Source organism: Streptomyces sp. B1I3 (assembly GCF_030816615.1).
GTDB lineage: Bacteria > Actinomycetota > Actinomycetes > Streptomycetales > Streptomycetaceae > Streptomyces.
In genome coordinates, this window is the sequence record NZ_JAUSYD010000001.1 from 3,852,887 (window position 1) to 3,879,125 (window position 26,239).

The 26,239-nt window shown below is 72.7% G+C and carries 28 protein-coding genes, 1 tRNA gene and 1 riboswitch; of the genes, 23 read left to right on the forward strand and 6 right to left on the reverse strand.

Annotation, left to right across the window (positions count from 1 at the left end; genetic code table 11):
- Window positions 1-33: 33 nt before the first annotated feature.
- Window positions 34-621 carry a TetR/AcrR family transcriptional regulator gene (locus tag QFZ58_RS17670; protein WP_307125868.1) on the forward strand — a complete coding sequence of 196 codons (588 nt, stop codon included), beginning with the start codon at window positions 34-36 and terminating at the stop codon, window positions 619-621.
- A gap of 144 nt (window positions 622-765) precedes the next feature.
- On the opposite strand, the gene QFZ58_RS17675 is transcribed toward QFZ58_RS17670, so the two are convergent.
- On the reverse strand, window positions 766-1,452 hold the full coding sequence (locus QFZ58_RS17675; protein ID WP_307125869.1) for a Crp/Fnr family transcriptional regulator: 687 nt from the start codon (window positions 1,450-1,452) through the stop codon (window positions 766-768).
- 108 nt (window positions 1,453-1,560) lie between these two features.
- Here QFZ58_RS17675 and QFZ58_RS17680 point away from each other — a divergent pair, with 108 nt between their 5' ends.
- The 4 genes from QFZ58_RS17680 to QFZ58_RS17695 are packed head-to-tail and all read left to right on the forward strand — an operon-like array spanning window position 1,561 to window position 3,703.
- Entirely contained in the window at window positions 1,561-2,214 is a 654-nt protein-coding gene (locus QFZ58_RS17680) for a hypothetical protein (RefSeq protein ID WP_307125870.1), read from the forward strand.
- Entirely contained in the window at window positions 2,211-3,002 is a 792-nt protein-coding gene (locus QFZ58_RS17685) for an adenylate/guanylate cyclase (protein ID WP_307125871.1), read from the forward strand. The genes QFZ58_RS17680 and QFZ58_RS17685 overlap by 4 nt, the downstream gene beginning before the upstream one ends.
- Before the next feature lie 20 nt (window positions 3,003-3,022).
- Window positions 3,023-3,388, forward strand: coding sequence for a molybdenum ABC transporter substrate-binding protein (locus tag QFZ58_RS17690; protein ID WP_307125872.1), 366 nt, complete (start codon window positions 3,023-3,025; stop codon window positions 3,386-3,388).
- A 51-nt stretch (window positions 3,389-3,439) separates the two neighbouring features.
- Window positions 3,440-3,703 (forward strand): hypothetical protein, encoded by a 264-nt coding sequence (locus tag QFZ58_RS17695; RefSeq protein ID WP_307125873.1) that lies wholly within the window; start codon window positions 3,440-3,442, stop codon window positions 3,701-3,703.
- 58 nt (window positions 3,704-3,761) lie between these two features.
- On the opposite strand, the gene cobN is transcribed toward QFZ58_RS17695, so the two are convergent.
- Entirely contained in the window at window positions 3,762-7,361 is a 3,600-nt protein-coding gene (gene cobN / locus QFZ58_RS17700) for a cobaltochelatase subunit CobN (protein ID WP_307125874.1), read from the reverse strand.
- 63 nt (window positions 7,362-7,424) lie between these two features.
- A riboswitch (cobalamin riboswitch) is annotated at window positions 7,425-7,566 on the reverse strand.
- A gap of 114 nt (window positions 7,567-7,680) precedes the next feature.
- Between cobN and QFZ58_RS17705 the strand changes: the two genes are divergently transcribed.
- The 3 genes from QFZ58_RS17705 to cobJ all read left to right on the forward strand — a co-directional run bounded on the left by QFZ58_RS17705 (window position 7,681) and on the right by cobJ (window position 11,247).
- Window positions 7,681-9,006 (forward strand): cobalamin biosynthesis protein CobG, encoded by a 1,326-nt coding sequence (locus tag QFZ58_RS17705; protein WP_307125875.1) that lies wholly within the window; start codon window positions 7,681-7,683, stop codon window positions 9,004-9,006.
- A gap of 61 nt (window positions 9,007-9,067) precedes the next feature.
- Window positions 9,068-9,694, forward strand: coding sequence for a precorrin-8X methylmutase (locus QFZ58_RS17710; protein WP_307125876.1), 627 nt, complete (start codon window positions 9,068-9,070; stop codon window positions 9,692-9,694).
- 2 nt (window positions 9,695-9,696) lie between these two features.
- On the forward strand, window positions 9,697-11,247 hold the full coding sequence (cobJ, locus tag QFZ58_RS17715) for a precorrin-3B C(17)-methyltransferase (RefSeq protein ID WP_373428562.1): 1,551 nt from the start codon (window positions 9,697-9,699) through the stop codon (window positions 11,245-11,247).
- Between the two features lie 111 nt (window positions 11,248-11,358).
- Here cobJ and QFZ58_RS17720 read toward each other — a convergent pair whose 3' ends face one another.
- A complete protein-coding gene (locus QFZ58_RS17720) occupies window positions 11,359-12,108 on the reverse strand; it encodes a cobalt-precorrin-6A reductase (RefSeq protein WP_307128905.1) in 750 nt (249 codons plus the stop codon).
- A 21-nt stretch (window positions 12,109-12,129) separates the two neighbouring features.
- On the opposite strand from QFZ58_RS17720, the gene QFZ58_RS17725 reads away from it, so the two are divergent.
- Window positions 12,130-13,248 carry a cobalt-precorrin-5B (C(1))-methyltransferase gene (locus QFZ58_RS17725; RefSeq protein WP_307125877.1) on the forward strand — a complete coding sequence of 373 codons (1,119 nt, stop codon included), beginning with the start codon at window positions 12,130-12,132 and terminating at the stop codon, window positions 13,246-13,248.
- A gap of 139 nt (window positions 13,249-13,387) precedes the next feature.
- Here the strand turns inward: QFZ58_RS17725 and cobM are convergent, their stop codons facing one another.
- Window positions 13,388-14,137, reverse strand: a complete 750-nt coding sequence (gene cobM, locus QFZ58_RS17730) for a precorrin-4 C(11)-methyltransferase (protein WP_307125878.1) — start codon at window positions 14,135-14,137, stop codon at window positions 13,388-13,390.
- Window positions 14,137-15,408, reverse strand: a complete 1,272-nt coding sequence (gene cbiE / locus QFZ58_RS17735; protein WP_373428563.1) for a precorrin-6y C5,15-methyltransferase (decarboxylating) subunit CbiE — start codon at window positions 15,406-15,408, stop codon at window positions 14,137-14,139. Before cbiE ends, cobM begins: the two co-directional genes overlap by 1 nt.
- A gap of 228 nt (window positions 15,409-15,636) precedes the next feature.
- Between cbiE and QFZ58_RS17740 the strand changes: the two genes are divergently transcribed.
- The 7 genes from QFZ58_RS17740 (at window position 15,637) to QFZ58_RS17770 (ending at window position 21,766) form a co-directional block, all read left to right on the forward strand.
- Window positions 15,637-16,371, forward strand: a complete 735-nt coding sequence (locus QFZ58_RS17740; protein WP_307125879.1) for a sensor domain-containing protein — start codon at window positions 15,637-15,639, stop codon at window positions 16,369-16,371.
- Between the two features lie 103 nt (window positions 16,372-16,474).
- Window positions 16,475-16,897, forward strand: coding sequence for a YciI family protein (locus tag QFZ58_RS17745; protein WP_307125880.1), 423 nt, complete (start codon window positions 16,475-16,477; stop codon window positions 16,895-16,897).
- Between the two features lie 10 nt (window positions 16,898-16,907).
- Window positions 16,908-18,143: an RNA polymerase sigma factor gene (locus QFZ58_RS17750; RefSeq protein WP_307125881.1), complete on the forward strand. Its 1,236-nt coding sequence runs from the start codon at window positions 16,908-16,910 to the stop codon at window positions 18,141-18,143.
- 85 nt (window positions 18,144-18,228) lie between these two features.
- Window positions 18,229-18,840, forward strand: coding sequence for an HhH-GPD-type base excision DNA repair protein (locus QFZ58_RS17755; protein ID WP_307125882.1), 612 nt, complete (start codon window positions 18,229-18,231; stop codon window positions 18,838-18,840).
- Window positions 18,841-18,942: 102 nt separating this feature from the next.
- Window positions 18,943-20,487, forward strand: a complete 1,545-nt coding sequence (locus QFZ58_RS17760) for a M28 family metallopeptidase (RefSeq protein ID WP_307125883.1) — start codon at window positions 18,943-18,945, stop codon at window positions 20,485-20,487.
- Between the two features lie 239 nt (window positions 20,488-20,726).
- Window positions 20,727-21,023, forward strand: coding sequence for a type II toxin-antitoxin system VapB family antitoxin (locus QFZ58_RS17765; protein ID WP_003955420.1), 297 nt, complete (start codon window positions 20,727-20,729; stop codon window positions 21,021-21,023).
- Window positions 21,024-21,166: 143 nt separating this feature from the next.
- Window positions 21,167-21,766, forward strand: coding sequence for a LytR C-terminal domain-containing protein (locus tag QFZ58_RS17770; RefSeq protein WP_307128907.1), 600 nt, complete (start codon window positions 21,167-21,169; stop codon window positions 21,764-21,766).
- A gap of 18 nt (window positions 21,767-21,784) precedes the next feature.
- Here QFZ58_RS17770 and upp read toward each other — a convergent pair whose 3' ends face one another.
- Window positions 21,785-22,420 carry a uracil phosphoribosyltransferase gene (gene upp, locus QFZ58_RS17775; protein WP_073750868.1) on the reverse strand — a complete coding sequence of 212 codons (636 nt, stop codon included), beginning with the start codon at window positions 22,418-22,420 and terminating at the stop codon, window positions 21,785-21,787.
- A gap of 115 nt (window positions 22,421-22,535) precedes the next feature.
- Between upp and QFZ58_RS17780 the strand changes: the two genes are divergently transcribed.
- The 7 genes from QFZ58_RS17780 (at window position 22,536) to QFZ58_RS17810 (ending at window position 26,223) form a co-directional block, all read left to right on the forward strand.
- Window positions 22,536-22,772: a hypothetical protein gene (locus QFZ58_RS17780; RefSeq protein ID WP_307125884.1), complete on the forward strand. Its 237-nt coding sequence runs from the start codon at window positions 22,536-22,538 to the stop codon at window positions 22,770-22,772.
- 216 nt (window positions 22,773-22,988) lie between these two features.
- A complete protein-coding gene (locus QFZ58_RS17785; RefSeq protein ID WP_307128908.1) occupies window positions 22,989-23,561 on the forward strand; it encodes a hypothetical protein in 573 nt (190 codons plus the stop codon).
- An 81-nt stretch (window positions 23,562-23,642) separates the two neighbouring features.
- Entirely contained in the window at window positions 23,643-24,071 is a 429-nt protein-coding gene (tadA, locus tag QFZ58_RS17790; protein ID WP_307128909.1) for a tRNA adenosine(34) deaminase TadA, read from the forward strand.
- Window positions 24,072-24,150: 79 nt separating this feature from the next.
- Window positions 24,151-24,235 (forward strand) — tRNA-Ser (locus QFZ58_RS17795).
- 443 nt (window positions 24,236-24,678) lie between these two features.
- The gene (locus QFZ58_RS17800; protein WP_307125885.1) at window positions 24,679-24,843 is read left to right on the forward strand and encodes a hypothetical protein; all 165 of its coding nucleotides are present in this window, start codon (window positions 24,679-24,681) and stop codon (window positions 24,841-24,843) included.
- Window positions 24,844-24,853: 10 nt separating this feature from the next.
- Window positions 24,854-25,147, forward strand: a complete 294-nt coding sequence (locus QFZ58_RS17805; RefSeq protein ID WP_307125886.1) for a Dabb family protein — start codon at window positions 24,854-24,856, stop codon at window positions 25,145-25,147.
- 185 nt (window positions 25,148-25,332) lie between these two features.
- The gene (locus QFZ58_RS17810) at window positions 25,333-26,223 is read left to right on the forward strand and encodes an RNA polymerase sigma factor SigF (protein WP_307125887.1); all 891 of its coding nucleotides are present in this window, start codon (window positions 25,333-25,335) and stop codon (window positions 26,221-26,223) included.
- Window positions 26,224-26,239 lie beyond the last annotated feature (16 nt).

The window sequence follows — 26,239 nt, forward strand, 5'->3', positions numbered from 1 at the left end:
AAAGAGACAGACCAGTCTGTTAACGTGACGTCCATGTCCGCGCAGACCCCGCCCGCACCCGCCTCACGCTCGGCGGCCCGCGACCGGCTCGTCACGGCCGCGGCCGGCATCTTCTACACGGACGGCATCCACTCCGTGGGCGTGGACCGGCTGATCGCGGCGGCCGGAGTGACCAAGGCGACGTTCTACCGGCACTTCCCCTCGAAGGAAGATCTGGTCCTCGCCTATCTGCGGCTGCGGGACGAAGCCATACGGGCCGAGATCGACCGCGCCGCCGCTGCGGCGTCCGATCCGCGCGGGCAGGTGGCCTCCGTGATGGAGTGGCTGGCCGCAGAGGTGTGCGGGCCCGGCTTCCGCGGCTGCCCGTTCATCAACGCGGCAGCCGAATACCCGGAGCCGGACCACCCGGTCCGTCAGCTGGTGGCCGAGCACCGCGCCTGGTTCCGCGAGACCCTCGCCGGACTGCTGCGCGCGGCCGGACACCCGGCCCCGGAGGCCGCAGCGGCCTCACTGCTGCTGGCGCGCGACGGGGCGATGGTCGGGGGGTACCTCGACGGCAGTGACGCCCGCGCCACCCTGCTCCGCACCGCCGACGCCCTGATGGCCCACGTCGGCGACTGATTTCGGGCGGCCCCCAGGCCCCCGGGCCCCGGCCCCCAGGCCCCCGAGCCCTCGGCCGGCGCCGACCGCCTCCGCTGCCCCTCGTCGGACGCGCCCCTCGTCGGACGCGCCCCTCGGCAGACGCCCCTCGCCGGACGCCCCCCGTCAGACGCCCGTCGCCTGCGCTGTCGCCGTCGCCAGCTCCTCCGGGTCCAGGACGGTCAACTGCCGCTGCCGGGGACCCGTCCGGAGCAAACCCTGGACCGACAGGCGCTTCAGGTGCCGTTGCACCGAGGCACGGCTCACCCCGCACCACTCCGCCAGATCCGTCTGGGCGACCCCGTACAGGATGACGCCCGCGGAGCCGGGGACGGCGACCCCCTCCGTGCGGGCCAGTCGCGCGAGCAGCCTGTTGAGCCGCACCTCGGTCGCGGCCGCGGCGATCTCCGTGCGACCGCGGTCCGCCTCCTGGAGCCGGTTCAGCGCGACGGTCAGCAGGTGCTTCGTCACACCGGGATGCGTCTCCATCAGCTGCTGGAACTTCGAGGCCGGCAGGACGTGGACGAGGACCCGCGTCACCGCCGTCACCTCGGCGGTCCGGCGCCCCTCCCGCACGGCCGCCATCTCACCGATGATGTCGCCCGGCCCTCGCGCCGCGAGATAGGAGCGACTGCCGTCCTCACGACCCCCCGTGACACGGCACGTGCCCTCGGATATGACCCCCGTCCAGCGGTCCGCGTCGGTTTCGGCCACCAGGCGCTGTCCGGCCCGGTAGGAGCGTCCGCGGCCGAACCTCATGAGCGCCGACTTCTCCGAATCGTCCAGCATGTCCCAGAAACGTAAGACTGTCATGAAGTAACTATGGGCTCAGGCGGGCCAACTAGGCCTCAGATGACGCTTTTTGGTCGCTATCGACCTGCTTCGATGCTTGCACTTGCAGGAGCGGCCCAGGAGAAACACGTGACAGAGCAGCCGGGTGCACAGGGCAGTCACACCGTCAGAGGCGATAGCAACATCTCGTTTCAGGCCAACGGCGACATACGGATGAAGAACGCGAACATCGCCGGGCGCGACATCAACATCACCAAGGTCAAGCAGTACGTCAGGAACCATCCCGTGGTGTCCCTCACCGCGATCGCCACCGTGCTCGCGGCGTCCGTGTACGGCGGTGTCCAGGTGGCGACGTCCGACAGCGGCGTCGACCTCTCCGTCGTGAGCGAGCCCGGCGCGGCGGGCGCCTTCCACACGTCCGAACAGGTCCGTGTCGCGGAACGGATCGGGGACGCCGCGGCATGGTGCACGCTTGTCGCGCCCACCGACGGCGGGTGCGAGAAGAGCCTGTCCGGCGCGTTCGCGGGGCGCAGCCAGGCGTACCGGGACAAGGTCGGCCACGTCTCCATCGGCAAGGCCACCGCGAGCGCCACCGAGGCCCAGGTGCCGCTGAGCTGGGACGGTGAGAAGCAGGGGACCATCCCGCTCGAGTGGTCAGGCGGACGGTGGCAGCTCAGCGCGTCCGACTACGGGCTGGTCAAGCTGGGAGGCGGTGTCTTCCTCTCGCTCGTGGACGCGCAGGAGGGCAACCTGAAGCTCGGCGGAATCCCGATCCCGTCATGAGTGCCGACCGGTCCCTCCCGCTCTCCCCCGAGGGCTCGGCCACCGTGGGCCCGCCCGCGCACGCCACCCTCCTGGTCGCCGACATCGAACGGTTCAGCTCACGGGACGGCGCCGACCAGATGCGCACCCGCGAGGCGATGTACGGCGAGTTCCGTGCCGCGTTCACCGAGTCCGTCTGGTCCTCCTGCCTGCACGAGGACCGTGGTGACGGCCTGCTGGTGGTCATTCCGCAGCAGATCCCCAAGTCGGTGGTGCTCGGCGAGTTCCTGCCCCGCCTCGACGCGGCGCTCGGGCGCCGGCGTCGGGACGACCCGCTGCTGAGGATGCGGATCGCCGTCCACGCCGGTGACGTCCACTTCGACGAGCACGGCATCGGCGGTCACGCCGTGAACCGGACGTTCCGGCTGTGCGACAGCGATCCGCTGCGGAAGGCCATCGGGGTGACCCGCGGCGATCTCGCCCTGCTGGTGTCCGAGGCCATCCACGAGGACGTGGTCCGCGGTGGCTACCCGGGCATCGCCCCGCAGACGTTCCACGCGGTCGACGTCCGCGTCAAGGAGACGGCGGTACGCGCCTGGCTCCATGTCCCCGGGGACGCGGACGCGGCCCGCCGGGTCGCCGCCGAGGCCCCCCGGAGCCCGGTGGACGACACCCGGGACGCACCTCCGCGGGGCGGCGTCTCGCTCTCCGCGGGCGGCGATCTGCGCCTCGGACCCCGCAACAACATCGCCGGACGCGACCTGCGCATCGACGGGGAGACCCCTCCCCGGCGCTGGTGGCGACGCTGAGCAGGAAGAGGACCACCCTCATGACAGGCATACGTCCGGCACCGCTCAGCGCGGTCGGCGCCGCTCTGCTGATCCTCACCACAGCCGCCTGCGGCAGCTTCGGGCCCGTCGGCAAGGAGGAGGTGTGCACGGGCTTCGACGAACTCAGCGCCCAGTTCGTGCAGGGCAACGGCGTCATCGGCAACCCGCTGTTCCGCAAGGCCGAGGAGATGGCCGACCTCGCCGACCGGTACGACGGGACGCCGGACCTCTCCGAGGACGCCGACGGACTCCACAAGGTCGCCGACTCCGACTCGATGTCGGGTCAGGACCTCGCGGAGAACACCACCCGGATCGCCGGACTCTGTGATCGGCCCATGGGCTTCGGCACCGGCTTCGACTTCTGAACCACGCGTCGCTCCACGGCGCCCACCCGACCGCCTCGGAAGGACACCACCATGCAATGGACCGCGTACGAAATCTTCTCCGTGATCTCCGGACTGATCCTGATCGGGGCCGCCTTCGCCCCCGGTCTCTCCACGAAGTATCGCGCCTACGCCCTGCTGGGCGGCGCGTTCTTCGCGGGCTACGGCTTCTACGTCGCCAACCAGGCGTCCGGCACCTACGAGTTCCCCGTCTTCATCTTCGTGATCCCGGCGTTGGCGGTGCTGTACCTGCTGTACAGGCTGTTCGGCGGGGCCGGGGGTTCGTCGGCGGGCTGAGGGGCGCAGCCGCGCACGGGAGTGAGGGGGACGGGCCGCGGCCCGTCCCCCTCGGCGCTCAGTCCTCGCCCTCCAGGTCACCCTCCGTCTCGAGGAAGACCTGGCGCAGGGCTTCGAGCACGGCCGGGTCGGGCTTGGCCCACATGCCGCGGGACTCGGCCTCCAGGAGGCGCTCGGCGATGCCGTGCAGGGCCCACGGGTTGGCCTGCTGGAGGAACTCGCGGTTCACCGGGTCCAGGACGTACGTCTCGGTCAGCTTGTCGTACATCCAGTCGGCGACCACGCCCGTCGTCGCGTCGTACCCGAACAGGTAGTCGACCGTCGCGGCCAGCTCGAAGGCGCCCTTGTAGCCGTGGCGGCGCATCGCCTCGATCCACTTCGGGTTGACCACCCGGGCGCGGAAGACGCGGGACGTCTCCTCGACCAGGGTCCGGGTGCGGACCGTCTCGGGGCGGGTCGAGTCGCCGATGTACGCCTGCGGAGCCGTTCCCTTCAGCGCTCGTACCGTCGCGACCATGCCGCCGTGGTACTGGAAGTAGTCGTCCGAGTCCGCGATGTCGTGCTCGCGGGTGTCGGTGTTCTTCGCCGCGACCTCGATCCGCTTGTACGCGGTCTCCATCTCGTCCCGGGCCGGGCGCCCGTCCAGCTCACGGCCGTAGGCGTAGCCGCCCCACACCGTGTACACCTCGGCGAGGTCGGCGTCCGTGCGCCAGTCGCGGGAGTCGATGAGCTGGAGCAGCCCGGCGCCGTACGTACCCGGCCGGGAGCCGAAGATGCGGGTGGTGGCCCGCCGCTCGTCGCCGTGCTCGGCCAGGTCGGCCTGGGTGTGGGCGCGTACGAAGTTCTGCTCGGCGGGCTCGTCGAGTGAGGCGGCCAGGCGGACGGCGTCGTCCAGCAGGCCGATGGTGTGCGGGAACGCGTCGCGGAAGAAGCCGGAGATGCGCAGGGTGACGTCGATGCGGGGGCGGCCGAGCTCCTCGTACGGGATGGCCTCCAGGCCCGTCACCCGGCGCGAGGCGTCGTCCCAGACGGGGCGGACACCGAGCAGGGCGAACGCCTCGGCGATGTCGTCGCCCGCGGTGCGCATCGCGCTCGTGCCCCACAGGGACAGGCCGACGGAGGTGGGCCAGTCGCCGTTGTCGGCGCGGTAGCGCTCCAGGAGCGAGTCGGCGAGGGCCTGGCCGGTCTCCCAGGCGAGGCGGGAGGGGACCGCCTTCGGGTCGACGGAGTAGAAGTTGCGGCCGGTCGGCAGGACGTTGACCAGGCCGCGGAGCGGGGAGCCGGACGGGCCGGCGGGGACGAAGCCGCCGTTCAGCGCGTGGACCGCGTGGTCGAGCTCGTCGGTCGTCGCGGCGAGGCGCGGCACGACCTCGCGGGCGGCGAAGTCGAGGATGTCCGCGACGGCCTGCGGGTGCCCCGCTGCCACGCCGGCGACGGCGGCGGGGTCCCACTCCGCGTCGTCCATCGCCTGGACGAGCGCGCGGGCCTGCTCCTCGGTCTCGTCGGCGGCGGTGCGGGTGGCCGCCGACTCGTCCAGGCCGAGCGCCTCGCGCAGTCCGGGCAGCGAGGCCGTACCGCCCCAGATCTGGCGGGCGCGCAGGACGGCGAGGACCAGGTTGACGCGGTCCTTCCCAGCCGGGGCGCTGCCCAGGACGTGCAGCCCGTCGCGGATCTGGACGTCCTTGATCTCACAGAGCCAGCCGTCGAGATGCATGATGAACTCGTCGAAGCCCTCGTCCTCCGGCCGGTCCTCGAGCCCCAGGTCGTGGTCGAGCTTCGCGGCCTGGATGAGGGTCCAGATCTGGGCACGGACCGCCGGGAGCTTGGCCGGGTCCATGGCGGCGATCTGGGCGTGCTCGTCCAGGAGTTGTTCGAGGCGGGCGATGTCGCCGTAGCTGTCGGCGCGGGCCATCGGCGGTACGAGGTGGTCGACGAGCGTGGCGTGCACCCGGCGCTTGGCCTGTGTGCCCTCGCCCGGGTCGTTGACCAGGAACGGGTAGACAAGCGGCAGGTCGCCCAGCGCGGCGTCGGGTCCGCAGGCGGCGGACAGGCCGGCGTTCTTGCCGGGCAGCCACTCCAGGTTGCCGTGCTTGCCGAGGTGGATCATCGCGTCGGCGCCGAAGCCGTTGTCGTCGGCGGACGCGGCGATCCAGCGGTAGGCGGCCAGGTAGTGGTGCGAGGGCGGCAGATCGGGATCGTGGTAGATCGCGATCGGGTTCTCGCCGAAGCCGCGCGGCGGCTGGATGAGGATCAGCAGGTTGCCCCGGCGCAGGGCGGCGAGCACGATGTCGCCCTCCGGGTTGCGGGACCGGTCGAGGAACATCTCGCCGGGGGCTGGCCCCCAGTGCTCCTCGACGGCCTCGCGCAGTTCTGCCGGCAGCGTGGCGAACCAGCGGCGGTAGTCGGCGGCCGGGATGCGGACCGGGTTGCGGGCCAGCTGCTCTTCGGTGAGCCACTCCTGGTCGTGGCCACCGGCCTCGATGAGGGCGTAGATCAGCTCGTCGCCGTCCCCGGAGACCAGTCCCGGGATCTCTTCCACGGGACCGAAGTCGTAGCCCTCGGCCCGGAGCCTGCGCAGCAGGGCGACGGCACTGGCGGGGGTGTCGAGGCCGACCGCGTTGCCGATGCGGGAGTGCTTGGTCGGGTACGCGGACAGCACCAGCGCGATCCGCTTCTCGGCGGCCGGGATGTGGCGGAGCCGTGCGTGGCGTACGGCGATTCCGGCGACCCGGGCGGCCCGCTCGGGGTCGGCGACGTACGCGGGCAGGCCGTCCTCGTCGATCTCCTTGAAGGAGAACGGCACGGTGATGAGGCGGCCGTCGAACTCGGGGACGGCGATCTGGGTGGCCGCGTCCAGCGGCGAGACGCCCTCGTCGTTCTCCTCCCACGCGGCGCGCGGGCTGGTCAGGCACAGCGCCTGGAGGACGGGCACGTCCAGGCCGGTGAGGGCGCCCGCGTCCCAGGACTCGTCGTCACCGCCTGCCGAAGCGGTGGCGGGTTTCGTCCCGCCCGCGGCGAGGACCGTCGTCACGATGGCGTCGGCGGCGCGGAGTTCGTCGATGAGTTCGGGTTCGGGCGTGCGGAGCGAGGCGACGTACAGCGGGAGGGGGCGGGCGCCCGCGTCCTCCACGGCCGTGCAGAGCGCCTCGACGAAGGCGGTGTTCCCGCTCATGTGGTGCGCACGGTAGTAGAGCACCGCGACGGTCGGGCCGGTGACGTCCCGGGCCGTGCGCTCCAGCGGGCCCCAGGCGGGGGCCGGGGCGGGCGACTCGAAGCCGTGGCCGGTGAGCAGCACCGTGTCGGAGAGGAACCGGGCCAGCTGCTCCAGATTGGCCGGACCGCCGTGCGCGAGGTAGGCGTGCGCCTCGGCCGCGATACCGATGGGCACGGTGGAGGCGGCCATCAGCTGGGCGTCGGGGGCCTGTTCACCGGTGAGTACGACGACGGGCCGGCCGGTGGCGAGGACGTGGTCGAGCCCCTCCTGCCAGGCGCGGACACCACCGAGGAGCCGCACGACGACGAGATCCGTGCCCTCCAGGAGCTGCGGCAGGTCCTCGACGGAGAGCCGGGACGGGTTCGCGTAGCGGAAGCCGACCGGGCCGCCGGAGGCACGGGCGCTGAGCAGGTCGGTGTCGGACGTCGACAGGAGCAGGATCATGCGGCGTCAGTCCTTCCCCGGGGTGTCCACGCCCCGGGCGGTGTCGGATTGGGGTCCTGGCCGGGCCGGGACCTCGGGGATGGGAGTTCCTGACTCGCACGGCCGGATGGCCGGGCTCACAGTGGCGGGACCGCGCCGGAATCTCACCGGGCTTCCTCCCATGTCGCCGTATGGCGATGGCGGACCCAACGGACCGCCGCTAGGCATAGTAGGCGGCGGGTGGGGGGTCCTGACCAGACGGCCCCCGCCCCTGCCGGGACCGCGGGCGGTGTCCCGTACGTCACAGTGACCGTAGGGGTGCGCTCCGGTCACGGTCGGTATGCTCGCCGCCATGTCCGCCTCCCCCCTTCCACCCCGGTCTCCGGGCGATGCGTGCGCCCGGAGCAGCGGTGACGCGTGCCCCGGCGCACTGCGTCTGCACCGGGCGGACGACGGTGCGCTGGCGCGTATCCGCATACCCGGCGGCATTCTGACGATCCGTCAGGCAGATGCCCTGCGGCAGGTCGCCGAGCGATTCGGTGACGGTGAGTTGCATCTCACCTCCCGCGGGAACGTGCAGGTGCGCGGGCTCCCCGCGGACTGCGGCGCGGAGCTTGCCGGGCTGCTCGGACGGGCCGGACTACTGCCCTCCGCACGCCACGAGCGGGTACGCAACGTGGTGGCGTCCCCCCTCTCCGGGCTGGACGGCCTCGGGGCCGCCGACGTCGGACCGTGGCTGACCGGACTGGACCGTCTCCTCTGCGCGAGCGACCGGCTGACGGCGCTCTCCGGGCGCTTCCTCTTCGCCCTCGACGACGGCCGCGGCGATGTCGACGCCCTCGGCGCCGACCTCGCCCTCCTGGGCCGCGGCGACGGCAGCGCGCTGCTGCGCGTCGGCGACACGGACGCCGTCCTGCGTGTACCCGCCTCCGACGCGCCCCGCGCCGCGCTCCTCGCCGCCGGAGCCTTCCTGGACGCGGCCCGGGACACCGGCGCCTGGCGGACGAAGGACCTGCCGGGTGAGGTGGCGTCCGCGCTCCCCGACGACGTGCTGCGACGGCTCGGGCAGGCCGGCATCGCCGTCGCCCCCGGGTCCCACCCCCGCCCTCCCGAAGCTCTGCGCCCGGCTACCGGACGCCTCCCGGGCAGCCGCGGCGAGGCCGCGCTGTCCGTCGGCGTACCGCTGGGACGGCTGAACCCGGCGCAGTGGCGCCTCCTGTCGAGCGCCGGCGGACTCCGGCTCACCCCATGGCGCGGAGCCGTCGTCACCGGAATCGCTCCCCACCGCGCGGACAGCCTGCTCGGCGCCCTCACGGAGGCCGGACTGATCACCGGGCCCGGCTCCCCGTGGGCCGGTGTCGGCGCCTGCGTCGGGCAGCCCGGCTGCGCGAAGTCACTGGCCGACGTGCGGGCCGATGCGGGGGCCGCCGTCGGGCCGGCCGGGCGGCTCCCTGTGTACTGGTCCGGCTGTGAACGCCGGTGCGGCCATCCGCACGGGGAGTGGATCGACGTGGTCGCCACCCCGGACGGACACCGGATCTCCCATGTACGGGGGGATCGGACCACCGCGACGTCCACGGTCCGGGACGACCCGGCCGCGCTCGCCGCGGCCGTGGCGGCGGCCCGGGGCACGCACACCGCGGCGCCCCGGGGCACGCACACCTGACCACCACGACCACCTCCTGTACGACCTGTTCGACCTGTTCGACGAAGAAAGCGACAGCACTGTGCATCAGTACGAGAAGGACGGACCGGCGATCTACCGCCAGTCCTTCGCCACCATCCGCGCGGAAGCGGATCTGGCAGGGCTGCCCGCCGACGTGAGCCAGGTCGCCGTCCGCATGATCCACGCCTGCGGCATGGTCGACCTCGTGCGCGATCTCGCCTTCTCGCCGAACGCCGTGGCCGACGCCCGCGCGGCGCTGCGGTCCGGTGCGCCCATCCTCTGCGACGTCGCCATGGTCGCCAGCGGGGTCACCCGCAAGCGGCTGCCGGCGGACAACGAGGTGATCTGCACCCTGTCGGACCCCGCCGTCCCCGAGCTGGCCGCGGAGCTCGGCACCACGCGCAGCGCCGCCGCCCTCGAGCTGTGGCGGGACCGGATGGAGGGTGCGGTCGTCGCCGTCGGCAACGCCCCCACCGCGCTGTTCCGGCTGCTGGAGATGATCGAGGCGGGCGCGCCGCGCCCCGCGGCCGTCATCGGCGTGCCGGTCGGCTTCATCGGGGCCGCCGAGTCCAAGGAGGCCCTGGCCGCCCACCCGTCCGGCCTGGAGCACCTCGTGGTGCGGGGCAGGCGCGGTGGCAGCGCCATCGCGGCCGCCGCCCTCAACGCGATCGCCAGCGAGGAGGAGTGAGCGTGCCCGAGCAGCAGCAGACCGGCGGCACGGGGAACGCCGGAGACACGGGCGGCCCCCGCACCGGCCGGCTGTACGGGGTCGGGCTCGGCCCGGGCGACCCGTCCCTGATGACGGTGCGGGCCGTGCAGGTCATCGGCGAGGCCGACGTCGTCGCGTACCACTCCGCCCGGCACGGCCGCTCGATCGCCCGCTCCATCGCGGCGCAGTACCTGCGCGCCGACCACATCGAAGAAGCGCTGGTCTACCCCGTCACGACGGAGACCACGGACCATCCGGGGGGCTACCGGGGCGCGCTGGACGAGTTCTACGCCGAGGCCGCCGCCCGCCTCGCGGCGCACCTCGACGCCGGACGCACCGTCGCCGTGCTCGCCGAGGGCGACCCGCTCTTCTACGGCTCGTACCAGCACATGCACAAGCGGCTCGCGGACCGGTACGACACCGAGGTCATCCCCGGCGTCACCTCGGTAAGCGCCGCCGCCGCCCGCCTCGGCACCCCGCTCGTCGAGGCCGAGGAGGTGCTGACGATCCTGCCCGGCACGCTTCCCGAGGAGGAGCTGACAGCCCGTCTGGCGGCCACCGACTCGGCGGTCGTGATGAAGCTGGGCCGTACGTTCCCCGCCGTGCGCCGCGCGTTCGAGGCGTCAGGGCGGCTGCCCGAGGCACGGTACGTCGAGCGCGCCACCATGGCGGGCGAGCGGACCGGCGACCTCGCGGACATCGACGCGGACTCGGTGCCGTACTTCGCGGTCGCCGTGCTGCCCAGCAGGATCGACGCCCCCCGGCCCGAGCGGGCCCCCGGCTCCGGCGAAGTGGTCGTGGTCGGCACCGGGCCCGCGGGACCGCTGTGGCTGACCCCCGAGACGCGCGGGGCGCTGGCCGCCGCCGACGACGTGGTCGGCTACACGACATACCTGGACCGGGTGCCGGTCCGTCCCGGGCAGCAGCGCCACGGCTCGGACAACAAGGTCGAGTCGGAGCGCGCCGAGTTCGCCCTGGACCTGGCCCGCCGGGGGCGCCGGGTGGCGGTGGTGTCCGGGGGTGACCCGGGAGTCTTCGCCATGGCGACGGCCGTCCTGGAAGTGGCCTCGCAGGAGGCCTACACGGACATCGCCGTACGGGTGCTGCCCGGGGTGACGGCGGCCAGTGCCGCCGCCGCCCGTGCGGGGGCCCCGCTGGGCCACGACTACGCCACCATCTCCCTCTCGGACCGGCTCAAGCCGTGGGAGGTCATCGCCGAGCGGCTGCGCGCGGCGGCCACGGCCGACCTCGTGATGGCGCTGTACAACCCGGGCTCGCGCAGCCGGACGTGGCAGGTCGGCAAGGCCCGTGACCTCCTGCTGGAACACCGCTCGCCGGACACCCCCGTGGTGCTCGGCCGCGATGTCGGCGGTCCTGCGGAGAGCGTGCGTACGGTGCGGCTGGCCGACCTGGACCCGATGGAGGTGGACATGCGGACGATCCTGATCGTGGGGTCCTCGCAGACCCGCTGGGTGCGCCGGGGCGACGGCCGGCAGATCGTCTGGACGCCGCGCCGCTACCCGGAGACCTGATCCGGGGCCGGCCGACAGGCGACAGCGGGCCGGCCGGCGACAGCGGGCCGGCGGGCGGCAGCGGGCCGGGCCGCACCTGCTCGCCCTCGGCCGCCGGACCCCGGCGGCTGCCTAGGCGTTCGCTCCCGTCACGCCCCGCAGCCAGGCGACGGCGTCCTCCGGGGTCCCGGCCACCGGTACCCCTTCCGGGGCCGGTGGCCGGCGCACCACGACCACCGGGATGGCGGCCTCGCGGGCGGCGGCGAGCTTGGGGGCGGTCGCGGCGCCGCCGCTGTCCTTCGTGACAAGGACGTCGATGCGGTGACGCCGGAGCAGCGCGCGCTCCCCGTCCAGGGTGAACGGGCCCCGGTCCAGCAGGACCTCCATGCGCGCCGGGTACGGGGCATCGGGGGCGTCCACCGATCGCATCAGGAACCACAGCGCGTCCAGGTGGGCGAACGCCGCCAGCCCCATGCGGCCCGTCGTGAGGAAGACCCGCCGGCCCAGTCCGGGCAGCAGCTCGGCGGCGCCGGCCAGGGAGCCGGTGGCGTGCCACAGGTCACCGTCCGAGGGCACCCAGCCGGGCCGGCGCAGAGCCAGCAGGGGAACATGGACTGCGGCGGCGGCCGCGGCCGCGTTGAAACTGATCGTCCCGGCGAAAGGATGGGTGGCGTCGATGACCGCATCCACTCGGTGCGCACGGAGCCACTCGGCCATGCCGTCGGCTCCGCCGAATCCCCCGACGCGTACCTCCCCCGGTGGGAGCCGGGGCCGGGCGACGCGTCCGGCGAGCGAGCTGGTGACTCTGATCCACTCCTCGGCCACCAGGAGCTCCGCGAGCCGACGGGCCTCCGTCGTGCCGCCGAGGACGAGCAGGTGCAAGGGCATGGGACCGGTCCATCCATGAGCAGTGAGGCGCAGGGCGGGCGCAACGCCCAACTCAAGCACACCGGTCTGCGACCGGGCTGGACGACCGGCGCCTGCGCGACGGCGGCAGCCACGGCCGCGTACACCGCGCTGCTCACCGGCGAGTTCCCCGACCCGGTGACCATCACGCTGCCCCGGGGCCAGACCCCCGCCTTCGCTCTCGCGGTCGAGGAACTGGCCGGCGGCCGGGCCACGGCGGGAGTGGTCAAGGACGCGGGCGACGACCCGGACGTGACGCACGGCGCGCTGGTGCGCGCCACCGTACGGTTGCTGCCGCCCGGCTCGGGGGTGGTGTTCCGGGCGGGCCCCGGGGTGGGGACGGTGACGCTCCCGGGGCTGCCTCTCGAAGTCGGGGAGCCCGCGATCAACCCCGTCCCCCGCCAGATGATGCGGGACCACATCGCACGTGTGGCGGCCGTGCACGGGGGCACCGGTGATGCCGAGATCACGGTCTCGGTGGACGACGGCGAGGAGATCGCACGTTTCACGTGGAACCTCCGCCTAGGCATCCTGGGCGGGCTCTCGATCCTCGGCACGACGGGCGTGGTGGTGCCGTACTCCTGCTCGGCCTGGATCGACTCGATCCGCCGCGGGGTGGACGTGGCGCGGGCGGCCGGTCACCGGCACGTGGCGGGGTGCACGGGTTCGACCTCCGAGAAGACGGTCGTCTCCGAGTACGGCCTGCCGGAGATCGCCCTGCTGGACATGGGCGACTTCGCGGGTGCGGTGCTGAAGTACGTACGCCGGCATCCCGTGGACCGGCTGACGATCTGCGGCGGGTTCGCCAAGCTGTCCAAACTGGCGGCGGGCCACCTGGATCTGCATTCGGGCCGTTCCCAGGTCGACAGGCCGTTCCTGGCGAGGCTGGCGCGGCAGGGCGGGGCGAGCGAGGAGCTGGCCGCGGAGATCGAGGTGGCCAACACCGGTCTGGCGGCGCTGCACCTGTGTATGGCGGCCGGGGTGCCGCTGGGCGACCTGGTGGCGGTGACCGCACGGGACCAGGCGCTGTCCGTCCTGCGGGGTGCGCCGGTGACGGTGGACGTGATCTGCATCGACCGGGCGGGGACGGTGGTCGGGCGGAGCGCCGCGCGGTGACGCCTGGCGCGTGGCGTGGTCGGCGGAGCGCCGCGCGGTGACGCCTGACGCGTGGCGTGGTCGGCGGAGCGCCGCGCGGTGACGCCTGACGCGTGGTGCGTAGGTGGCGGCCACCCCTGCCCGCCCCGGCCGCCCGGCCTCAGCAGGAGTGGCGGTCCCGGTCCGGGGAGTACAGGTGGCTGTCGCGGAACTGGTCCGACCCCAAGGTCCGGCCCACCATGATCACGGCCGTCCGGATCACCCCGGCCTCCTTCACCTGCTGCGCGATGGAATCCAGCGTCCCGCGCAGGACGATCTCGTCCGGGCGCGAGGCCATGGCCACCACGGCGGCCGGACAGTAGGCCCCGTAGTGCGGCAGCAGCTCCTCGACCACCCGGTCCACGTACCGCGCCGCCAGGTGCAGCACGATCAGCGCACCGCTGCGGCCCAGCGTCGCCAGGTCCTCGCCCTCCGGCATCGCGGTCGCCCGCTGGGCGATCCGGGTGAGGATCACCGTCTGCCCGACCGTGGGTACCGTCAGCTCGCGCTTGAGGGCCGCCGCGGCAGCGGCGAAGGCGGGCACCCCCGGCACCACTTCGTACGGCACGCCCGCCTCGTCGAGCCGCCGCATCTGCTCGTTGACCGCGCTGAAGACCGACGGGTCACCCGAGTGCAGCCGGGCGACGTCATGGCCCTCCTCGTGCGCGCGCACCAGCTCGGCGGTGATCCGGTCGATGTCGAGCTGGGCCGTGTCCACGAGCCGGGCGTCCGGCGGGCACGCGTCGAGCAGTTCACGCGGCACCAGGCTGCCCGCGTAGAGACAGACCGGGCTGGCGGCGAGGACGCGGGCGCCACGCACCGTGATCAGGTCGGCGGCGCCGGGGCCCGCGCCGATGAAGTACACGGTCATCAGTTGTCTCCTGAGGGGGTCGAAGGGGCCTTGCGTACGGACCACTGCGTGACGGGCATGGCCTGGCGCCACCCCGTGAACCCGCCGACGGGCACCGCGTGGGCCACCGCCAGCCGCACCAGGTCGCCGCCGAGCCGCCGGTACCACTCGGCGAGCAGTGCCTCGGACTCCAGCGTGACCGTGTTGGCGACGAGCCTGCCGCCCGGCGGCAGCGCGTCCCAGCAGGCGTCGAGCAGTCCCGGCGCGGTGAGGCCGCCACCGACGAACACGGCGTCGGGAGCGGGCAGTCCGGCCAGGGCATCCGGCGCCCGGCCGGTGATCACCCGCAGGGCGGGGACACCGAGCCGGGCCGCGTTCCGCGTGATGCGCCCGGCGCGCACCGGGTCACGCTCCACCGTGAGCGCGCGGCAGGACGGATGGGTCCGCAGCCACTCGACGGCGATCGATCCGGAACCTCCGCCGATGTCCCACAGGAGTTCCCCGGGCGCGGGCGCGAGCACGCCGAGCGTCGCGGCCCGCACATGGCGTTTGGTGAGCTGCCCATCACTCTCGTACGCCTCGTCGGGCAGGCCGGGTACGGCTCCGAGGCGCATGGCGTCCGGGGTGCTGCGGCAGTCCACCGCGATGACGTTGAGCGGGTCCCCCGGCGGGTGGGCCCAGCTGTCGGCGGTGCCGTCCAAACAGTCCTCGTCCATGCCGCCGAGCTGTTCGAGCACCCGCATCCGGCTGGGCCCGAAGCCGGACTCCCGCAGCAGGGCCGCCACGGCGACGGGCGTGGCCCCGTCCGCGCTCAGCACCAGCAGCCGGCGGCCGTCGTGGAGCGCGGCGGCCAGCCGTGCCGTGGGGCGGCCGACCAGGGTGACGGTCTCGGTGTCCTCGAGCGGCCAGCCGAGCCGGGCGCAGGCGTACGACACCGAGGAGGGGTGGGGCAGCACACGCAGCGACCCGGCGCCCAACTCCTCGGTCAGGGCCCGGCCGATGCCGTAGAACATGGGGTCGCCGCTGGCCAGCACCGCGATCCTGGCCCCGGCGTCGGCGGTGAGCAGACGGCGAACGGCAGGCCGCAGCGGCGACGGCCAGGGCACACGCCGGCCGGCGCACACGGGCGGGAGCAGGCCCAACTGCCGTTCCGCACCGATGAGTACCTCGGCCTCCAGGAGCGCGGAACGTGCGGTGTCCGGCAGGCCCGCCCATCCGTCGGCGCCGATGCCCACGACGGCCACGGTCGGCGCGGGCAGGGGCGCCGGTGGTTCGGATGGTGCGGGAGACACGGCCGGTACCTCGGAGTTCGTGGGGATGACGCTGCCGCACTCTACTGTCCGGCCCGGTCGGGGCCCCGGCCAGGGCGCCCCCGCGCGACGGTCCGGGCGGCCGGCACCACCCCGGCAGGGGGGCGATCCCCACCCCGGACCGGCCCGGCTCCCCCATGCCTCCTGGCGCGCGGTTCCGCGAGTCCGGGACACGTCAGTCCACACGTCCCCTCTTCCGACGAGGCCGCCATGACCACCAGCACCTTCGGGCCCACCGCAGCACCTGCCGCCGCATCCCGGCCGGCCGAGCGCGCACCCGCCACGGCTCTCCGGCGCGGCCCCTTCGCCGCAGCCACCTACCGGGAGATCGGCTACGCGCTGGTCTCCCTGCCGGTCGCCCTCGCCGGTTTCGTGTGGGCCGTGACGCTGTTCGCCCTCGGCACCGGGCTCTCCCTCACCGTGGTCGGCCTGCCGGTCCTCGCCCTCCTGCTCGCCTCGGCGAGGGGGCTCGGCGCACTCGAACGCGGCCGGGCGGCTGCGCAGCTGAACCTGCACACGACGGGGCCCGCGGCCCTGCCCCGGGCCGAGCGCCCCGGCTGGTGGGCGGGCGTCCAGGCGCGTCTGACGGACGCGGCGGGCTGGAAGGCCCTTCTCTTCCAGGTCGTGATGTTCCCCTGGCGGGTGGCGAGCTTCTGCGTGACGCTGACCTTCCTGATCACCGGCTGGACGGTCGCGCTCTACCCCGTCTACGCCTGGGTCTTCCCCCGGTACGCCGGCCGGCCCGGCTACCGGGTCCTCGACTACACCTCGGACGGCGTCCGCCACCAGTACCACCTCTCCTCGCCGTGGCAGATCGCCGGCGCCTCGCTCGTCGGCCTCCTGCTCGTCCTCCTCACCCCGAAGATCGTCCACGCCCTGACGAACGTCGACCGCGCGGCCGTGCGGTCGCTGCTCGGCCGGGGGACCACGGGCGCCGGCGAGTGATTTCGGAAAGCGTTCCCGCGCGTTGTCGAGAACCCGCACCCGGTTCCGACGTCCCCTGTGAGAGTTGCCCGCAAGGGGCGGCACAGCACCCGAGGAGCGCGTCATGAAGTACCTGGTGATGGTGCAGGGCTCCCAGGCGGACTACGAGGCGATGGCCGGCAAGGCCTCCCCGAGCAGCCCGGCCTGGAACGAGACGGACATGCGGGCGATGTTCGCCTTCATGGAGAGCGTCAACAACGACCTCGCCGAGTCCGGTGAGCTGGTGGACGGCAACGGACTGGCCGAGCCCGCGCGGACCCGTTTCGTCGGCGCGGGCGTGGACGGCAAGCCGGTGATCTCCGACGGCCCCTACGGAGAGACCAAGGAAGTGCTGGCCGGGTACTGGGTGCTCGACTGCGAGAGCATGGAGAGGGTCACCGAGATCGCCGCTCGCATCGCGACCTGCCCGCAGCCCGCGGGCGCCCCCGATCACCCCGTGGTCATCCGGCAGATCATGGGCGAGGGTGTCGGGGAGTCCGCCGGGTGAGAGGTGGCGCGTGAACCCTGCGAGGAACGACATCGAGGACCTGCTGCGCCGCCACACGCCGCAGGTCCTCGGCGCGCTCGTCCGCCGCTACGGACACTTCGACACCGCCGAGGACGCCGTGCAGGAGGCACTGCTGGCCGCCGCTCAGCAGTGGCCGGTGCAGGGGCTGCCGGACAACCCGCGCGGCTGGCTCATCCGGATCGCGTCCCGCAGGCTGACGGACCAGCTGCGCAGCGACTCGGCGCGGCACCGGCGCGAGGAGAGGGCGGCCGAGCTCGCCCCGCGCGACGCGTTCACGGCCCCGCCGCCCGGGGAGAGCCGGGCACCGGCCGAGGACGACACGCTCACCCTGCTCTTCCTCTGCTGCCACCCCGTGCTGTCCCCCGCCGCGCAGATCGCTCTCACCCTGCGGGCAGTCGGCGGCCTGACGACGGCCGAGATCGCCCGGGCCCTCCTGCTGCCCGAGGCGACGACGGCCCAGAAGATCAGCCGGGCCAAGCAGAAGATCAGGGAGGTGCCCTTCAGGCAGCCGGGGGCGGCCGATCGCGAGCTGCGGCTCGCCGCCGTGCTCCAAGTGCTGTACCTGATCTTCAACGAGGGTTACACGGCGACCTCCGGCGGCGCGCTGCACCGCACCGACCTGGCCCGCGAGGCGATCCGCCTGACCCGTTCCGTACGCCGCCTCCTGCCCCGCGACGGCCGGGTGACCGGACTTCTGGCACTCATGCTGCTCACGGAGGCTCGCAGCGCCGCCCGGAGCGGCCCGCACGGGGAGATCGTCCCGCTCGACGAACAGGACCGCACCCGCTGGGACGCCGCGGCCGTCGCGGAGGGCACCGCCCTGGTCGGGGAAGCACTGGCCCAGGGCCCCGCCGGGACGTACCAGCTGCAGGCGGCGATCGCGGCGCTGCACGACGAGGCGCGGCGCGCCGAGGACACCGACTGGCCGCAGATCCTCGCGCTGTACGACGTCCTGGTGCGCCGCGCCCCCGAGCCGATGGCGGAGCTCGGCCGGGCGGTGGCCGTGGCCATGGTGCACGGCCCGCGGGCCGGGCTCGCGGACGTGGACGCCCTGGAGGGCCGGCTGGCCGGCCACCACCGGCTCGACGCCGTACGGGCCCACCTTCTGGAGAGGACCGGGGACCGCGAGGCGGCGCGCGCCGCCTACCGGCGGGCGGCGGGCCTCACGCGCAGCGCCCCGGAGGCCCGGTACCTGCGCATGCGTGCGGCCCGGCTGCTGCCCTGAGGGACGGGCCGGGCGGCGGGCGCGCCTCACGTCCCCGGCCCACCTGGAGTCGCCGAAGCCCGTTGTCCTCGCGATGATCAAAGGTATGACCGACAACAGGACGGGTGGGAACGCCACCGTGCGCATAGCCCAGCAGCCGCAGGCCGACGAGCTCCTGGGGCGCAGCCCGCTGGCCGCCCTGGTCGGCATGCTGCTGGACCAGCAGGTGCCGATGGAGTGGGCCTTCACCGGCCCCTACACGCTGGCCCTGCGGATGGGGTCGGACGACCTGGACGCCCGGGACATCGCCGCGTACGACCCGGACGCCTTCACCGAACTCTTCACCACGAAACCCGCCCTGCACCGCTATCCGGGCTCCATGGCCAAGCGGGTGCAGCAGCTCTGCCAGTTCCTGGTGGCGGAGTACGGCGGCGAGGCGAGCGCGGTCTGGGCGGACGCCGCCACCGGGGCCGAGCTGCTGGAACGGCTGGGCGCACTGCCCGGGTTCGGCACCCAGAAGGCCCAGATCTTCCTGGCCCTGCTGGGCAAACAGTTCGGCGTGCGTCCGACGGGGTGGCGGGAGGCGGCGGGTCCGTACGGCGAAGCCGGCTCGCACCGCTCGGTCGCCGACATCACGGGCCCGGAGTCGCTCGCCGAGGTACGGGCGCACAAACAACGGGCGAAGGCGGCGGCCAAGGCCGCGAGCCGGGCCAAGTGATCGCGAACAAGCCATAACCGGTGACAACCGGCCTCGGCGGTTCACAGACACCGGCCCGCTCGCTAGCTTTCCTGCACATCCGTTCACACCGGAAGGACTCCTGTGCACGCAACTCGTCGCAGAGCCGCAGCTGTCGTGGCCGCCACCGCCCTGGCCACACCGCTCCTCCTCGCCGCGTCCCCGCACCACGGACCTGCTCCCCACGACCCGGCGAAGGAGGCCGCCCAGCTGTCCCGGACGCTGGTGAAAAACGCGTCGGCCAAGGACGCGTACCGGCATCTGCAGCAGTTCCAGGCGATAGCCGACTCGGCCGGCGGACACCGCGCGGCGGGCTCGCTCGGCCACGACGCCTCCGCCGCCTACGTCTACCGGCTGCTGCAGAAGGCGGGATACCAGGTCGGCTACCAGGCCTTCGACTTCGTCTACACCGAGACGCTCGCCGAAAAGCTCTCCGTCGTCTCGCCGACGCCCCGTGACGTGACCGTCAGGGCGATGACCTACACGAAGTCCACCGCCGTGGGCGGCCTCCGGGCAGGGCTCGTGGCCGTCCCCGTCGACGGCACCACCGGCTGCGAAGCGGCCGACTACGCCTCCGCCACCTTCACCGGCAAGATCGCCCTGATCAAGCGTGGCGGCTGCTCCTTCGCCGAGAAGCAGGCGGCCGCCGCCGTCGCGGGCGCGGCCGGCGCGGTCATCTACAACAACACCGCGGGCGTGCTGTCCGGCACGCTCGGGGACGCGGCGTCGGGGAAGATCCCCACCGGCGGACTCACCCAGGAGGAGGGTGAGAAGCTCGTCGCCGACCTGGCCGAGGGCGAGGTGACGGTCTCCTTCGAGATACGTGAGCTCCAGGAGGAGCGCACCACCCGCAACGTCGTCGCGGAGACGCGGGGCGGGGACGCGGCGAGGACGGTCATGTTCGGCGCCCACCTCGACTCGGTCACCGACGGCCCGGGCATCAACGACAACGCGTCCGGCTCGGCCGGTCTCCTCGAGGTCGCCCTGGAGCTGGCGCGCTCGCACAGGGCACCCGCCGACAAGGTGCGCTTCGCCTGGTGGTCGGCGGAGGAGAACGGCCTGCTGGGTTCGGAGGCGTACGTCGCCAAGCTCTCCGAGGCGCAGCGGGACAAGATCGCCCTCTACCTCAACTTCGACATGATCGCCTCGCCCAACGGCGCCCAGTTCGTCTTCGACGGCGACGACTCCGACGGCGTGGGCGCGGGTCCGGGCCCCGAGGGTTCCGCCCAGCTGGAACGCGACATCACCGCGTTCCTGGACCGGAAGGGCAAGCCCCACACCGGCACGGACTTCACCGGGCGCTCCGACTACGGTCCGTTCGTCGAGGCCGGCATCCCGTCCGGCGGCACGGACACGGGCGCCGAGGGCATCAAGACGGCCGCCGAGGCGGAGACGTTCGGCGGCACGGCCGGCGTCGCGTACGACCCCTGCTACCACGCGGCCTGCGACGACCTGGACAACCTCGACATGGCGCACTTCGACACCAACATCGACGTGATCGCCAACGCCGTCGGCACCTACGCCTACGACCTCCGCTCCCTGTCACGTCCCGTGGCCGCGGCCCGCGCCACCGGCGCGACCGGAGGCGGCGCGCTGCGCGAGGGCCACGCGCACGGCGTCACCGGGTAACGGGCCTCCCGCCGCCAGGCACGCCCTCAGGGGCGTCCTCAGGCACGCCCCCGTACGCCGCAGGCGCGCCGGCGCCCGCACGCCGTCTGCGGCGTACGCCCCCGGGAGCACCCGCCCGGTTTCGCGATCTCCCGGCCCCGCGCCCCGATCCGTTCTCACCCATGTGATGGCGCGACGAACGGCATCCCAGTCCCGTGCCATGGCTGCGCCAGGAGGCCCACGCCCGGTAGGCTTTCCGTGTGATCTTCAAGCGCATCGGAAATGGGCGGCCATATCCCGACCACGGCCGGGAAAGCACCCGACAGTGGGCGGATGTGGCGCCGCGTCCGGTCCGCCTGGACCAGCTGGTGACCACCAAGGGCCAGCTGGACCTCGAAACCCTCCTCGCCGAGGACTCCACGTTCTACGGCGACCTCTTCGCGCACGTCGTGAAGTGGCAGGGCGACCTGTACCTCGAGGACGGGCTGCACCGCGCCGTGCGCGCCGCCCTGCAGCAGCGCCAGGTGCTGCACGCCCGCGTCCTCGAACTGGGCTGACCTGCGCCACTCCCACCCGTGGCCTATTTCGGGCCTTTCGGGTGCTTTTATGCACGTACGGGTGCCATCTGCTGATCGTTTAAGTAGGCATCATCACCAGGTCGCATTACGCTGCGGCCATGAGCATGCTGACCCCTCCCGGCATGGGCGGAAAGTACCGCGTCACGGGCAACACGTACCCGCGCATGCGTCGCCCCCGGAACCGCCGCAAACTGGTTCTCTCGGCGGCCGCCGCCGTGGTGGCCCTCGGCCTGGCCGGATGGGGCACGCTCCAGATCGTCGACGTGTTCACCGGGAGCGGCAAGCAGGCGAGCGCCGCGGACGCCCCCAAGGCCTGCCCCACACCGAAGGCGGCGGCACCCGCGAAAACGCTGCCGAAGCCCGCCGCCATCAAGGTCAACATCTACAACGCGACACCCCGCAGCGGGCTCGCCAAGGCAGCGGCGGACGAGCTCGAGAAGCGCGGCTTCGCCATCGGCAAGGTGGCCAACGCGCCGGCCGCGTACGACAAGAAGGTGCCCGGCACCGGGCTGCTGCTCGGCGCCCCGGCGGCGACGAACGGTTCGTTCCCCGTGCTGGCGACCCAGCTGCCGGGGGCCGTGCAGAAGACCGACGCCCGCAGGACGGCGGACGTCGATCTGATCATCGGTACGAAGTTCAAGGCGTTCAGCACGCCCGCGGCGGCGGCCTCCGCACTCACGGCACTGACGAAGCCGGCCCCGGCGCCGTCCACCTGCTCCTGAACACGCCGCCCGGGGGCGTCAGTCGACGGTGCCGTACATCCGGTCGCCGGCGTCCCCGAGGCCCGGCACGATGTAGCCGTTCTCGTTGAGCCGCTCGTCGACCGATGCGGTGACCACCGTGACCGGCGTGCCCGCCAGCTCGCGCTCCATGACCTCGACGCCCTCGGGCGCCGCCAGCAGCACGACCGCGGTGACATCGTCCGCACCGCGCTTGATCAGCTCGCGGATGGCCGCGACGAGCGTGCCGCCGGTGGCCAGCATCGGGTCCAGGACGTAGACCTGCCGGCCTGAGAGGTCCTCGGGCATCCGCGTCGCGTACGTCTCCGCCTGGAGCGTCTCCTCGTTGCGGATCATGCCCAGGAAGCCGACCTCCGCCGTCGGCAGGAGCCGCACCATCCCGTCCAGCATGCCGAGGCCCGCCCGCAGGATCGGGACGACCAGGGGCCGCGGGTGCGACAGCTTCACACCGGTCGTGGGCGTCACCGGGGTCTCGATGTCGACCTGCTCGGTCCGCACATCCCTGGTGGCCTCGTACGCGAGGAGGGTGACCAGCTCGTCGGCGAGCCGTCGGAAGGTCGGGGAGTCGGTGCGCTTGTCGCGCAGCGTGGTGAGTTTGTGCGCCACCAGCGGGTGGTCGACGACGTGGATCCGCATGCCGTCAACAGTAGCCGGGCCCCGGGCCGGCTCTTCGCCGGTCTGCGCTGGCATCAAGCCCCTGTTCGGGGGGAAGGTGGTGGCATACGGACCCAGGCTTGGGGTGGTGTGTCGATTGCCCGACGGGGAGCAGCGGAACCAGGCACGGACGCGACGCGACGCGCGCGAGGTGCCCGAGGCGCGGGAGAGCGTGCCGGACGCGCAGGAGAGTGACGCGGCGCGCCGGAGGCGCCGGGCTCAGTTCCTCCGGGAGCTCCACGAGGCGAAGCAGCTCCGCGACCGGGTCCAGCCGCGCCGCGCCCGTGCCGCCCGTATGCGCCAACAGATGCGGATGCGCACATTCCGCTGGTGACCACCGCCCGCCGGTCCCGCGAAGCACCTGCGGAGTACTGCACGGGAGCTGCCGCCGACCGGGCGCTCCCGGAACTGATGGCCGACGCAACGGCCGAAGAGGTCTCGCAACGCGCTCGTTTCTGCCACGATGCCGATTGGGCGGGGCCCAGAGCAGCCGGATGACCGTCTGCCCTCCCGTCGGACCGATTCGCCTATGACCAGTGGGAGAGTCACGGTGTACTTCGCCGCACTGCTCGCGCGCACCGAAGACGGGTGGGAAGCGAGCGATACAGAGCTCGACGATGTGGAAACCCTGTCCGACCTGACGGATCTGGCCCGTGAGGCCTCGGTGGACGAGGACACGGTCCTGGTCTACATCGAGCAGGAGGACGCCTGGTTCGGCGTCGTCCGGGTGGACGGTGAGGAGGACCCCCGTATCTACGTCTCGGACGCGTCCGCCGCCGCCCGCTCCTCGTACGGGGAGATCCTGCTCACCGACGAACTGCTCGGCCGCGAACCCGGGGCCGATGACGAGATCGCCGCACTCGAGGAGCTCGTCGACCTCGACGGTACGGAGGACGGCGACCCTGACGTGACCAAGGACGGCGCCGACCCGGCCGACGCCGCCGTCCCCGACCTCGATCCGGACCACGACCCCGACGCCGTACCGGCGGGGCCGCTCGGTGATCTCGGGCTCCTGGCCGACCTCGGCCTGTCCGAGAAGGACCTGCTGACCCTGCGCACCGACGCCCTCATGGAGATCGCGGACGCCCTCGGCGCCTCCGATGTCCTGGAGACCGTCCGCTAGGGTCCGCGGGTGACCGCACCACCACCCCCACCCCACACAACCCCTCCCACCGATCCCGTACGGGACCCGTGGCAGGCACCCATGCGCCAGGCCCTCGAAGAGGCCGCGCAGGCGGCGCTGGCCGGCGATGTGCCGGTCGGCGCCGTCGTGCTGGGCCCGGACGGCACCCTGCTCGCCAGGGGTCACAACGAACGCGAGGCGGCCGGCGACCCGACCGCGCACGCCGAGGTGCTCGCCCTGCGCCGCGCCGCCACCGCCCTCGGCGCCTGGCGGCTGACCGGCTGCACGCTGGTGGTGACCCTGGAGCCCTGCACCATGTGCGCGGGGGCACTCGTGCAGTCCCGGGTCGGCCGGGTGGTCTACGGGGCGCGGGACGAGAAGGCCGGGGCTGCCGGTTCGCTCTGGGACGTCGTCCGCGACCGCAGGCTGAACCACCGCCCCGAGGTGATCCACGGCGTCCTGGAGGATGCCTGCGCCGCCCAGCTGACGGCGTTCTTCCGCCACCGCTGACACCACCCCCGGAGCACCGCGCGGGCCTGCCGGGAATCGGATTTCGAACCAGGGCCCGGGATGGTCTAAGCTCTCTCTCGGTAGCGTGTCCGAGCGGCCGAAGGAGCTCGCCTCGAAAGCGAGTGTGGGGAAACTCACCGAGGGTTCAAATCCCTCCGCTACCGCTCTGAACGAAGGGCCCGGCGCAATGCGCCGGGCCCTTCGAGCGTTCCTGGGCGGTTTTCGAGCGTTCCTGGGCGGCTGTGGAGGTACCGGCCGGAAGGGGCCGTGGCCGGGGTGTGAGGTCGGGGGAAGCGGCATCGGGGGGACAAGCCGCTTCCCCCGGTGGGAACAGGGACCGGAAGGCCTCACCGTGGTCGGGGGGGAAGTGCCACGGCGCGGACCTCGTGGAGGTCCTGTCCCTCGGCCCGTGCGGTTCTGACACACGACGCGGGCCGTCTCCCATCCTCCTCCCCACCAGAAGCCCCGCCCGTGGACAAAGGGCCCGAATCGTCGGGTCCTTGGTCCCTAAAGGGGGCGTCAGTGATCAGAAACGGCCCCTGGATACGAGCATGTGTGCGGCTAGAATCACGCGACTGCGCAGGTGATCGAACGGAGGGGCGAGGCTGTGGTGCAAGCGAAGAAGATCGCGCTCTACTTGATTGTGGTCTTCGTGCTGTACACGATCATCACGTCTCCCGCCCGGGCCGCCGACCTCGTCCAAGTAGGGTTCGAAGGCATATCGAGTGCCGCTCAGGGCGTCGGAGACTTCATGTCCGAGCTCGTGAAGTAGGAGAACCCTCATGATCCGCCACCTGGTCCTGTTCAAGCTGAACGACGGCGTCGAGCGGGACGATCCGCGGGTCGTCGCCGGGGCCCGGGCCTTCCGGGAGCTCGGCGGGAAGATTCCCGAACTGGAGTTCTGGGAGTGCGCCTGGAACATCACCGATCGGCCGATCGCCTACGACTTCGCCATCAACTCGGCGGTCGCCGACGAGGACTCCCTGAAGCGCTACATCGAGCATCCGGCCCATCAGGAGGCCGCCGGCCAGTGGCGCGCGTTCGCCACTTGGGTGATCGCCGACTACCCCTTCTGACCTTCGGGCCCGCCGGTCCACCCGCCCCTCACCGTACAAGGGAGGGGCTTTTCCGTATGTTTAAACCGTTTTGCCCTCAACACGACTCCATGCGGTGCTTGCGCATAGTGGATACGTCTTGTGATGCTATGACCGCTTTTGACGGATGAGTTGACCGTAGTTGACCGCAAAGGGGTGGCGACACCGTGCCGGCCAGTACAGCGCCTCAAGTCCCGCCCCAGAACGCCCAGACCGACGACGTCCCGACCGACGACATCCCGACCGATGACATCCAGACCGAGACGCCCGATCCCTCCGTGACACCCGCGAGGACCAGGGGCGCGGACACCAGGGCCCTCACCCAGGTGCTGTTCGGGCGCCTCAAGGACCTCGAGCCCGGCACCCCCGAGCACCACCGGGTGCGGAACGCCCTCATCGAGGCGAACCTCCCGCTCGTGCGGTACGCGGCGGCCCGGTTCCGCAGCCGCAACGAACCCATGGAGGACGTCGTCCAGGTCGGCACCATCGGCCTGATCAACGCGATCGACCGGTTCGATCCGGAACGCGGCGTCCAGTTCCCCACGTTCGCCATGCCGACCGTGGTCGGCGAGATCAAGCGCTACTTCCGGGACAACGTGCGGACCGTGCACGTGCCGCGGCGGCTGCACGAACTCTGGGTCCAGGTCACCGGGGCCACCGAGGACCTGACGACCGCTCACGGTCGCTCGCCGACGACCGCCGAGATCGCCGAGCGGCTGAAGATCGCGGAGGAGGAGGTCCTGGCCTGCATCGAAGCGGGGCGCTCGTACCACGCGACCTCGCTGGAGGCGGCCCAGGAGGGTGACGGGCTGCCAGGCCTGCTGGACCGTCTGGGTTACGAGGACCCGGCCCTGGCCGGGGTCGAACACCGCGACCTCGTGAGGCACCTGCTCGTCCAGCTGCCCGAGCGCGAACAGCGGATCCTGCTGCTGCGCTACTACAACAACCTGACGCAGTCACAGATCAGCGCCGAACTCGGCGTCTCCCAGATGCATGTGTCAAGGCTTCTGGCCCGAAGTTTCGCCCGTCTGAGATCCGCAAACAGGATCGAGGCGTAGCCGGAACGGGTAGACC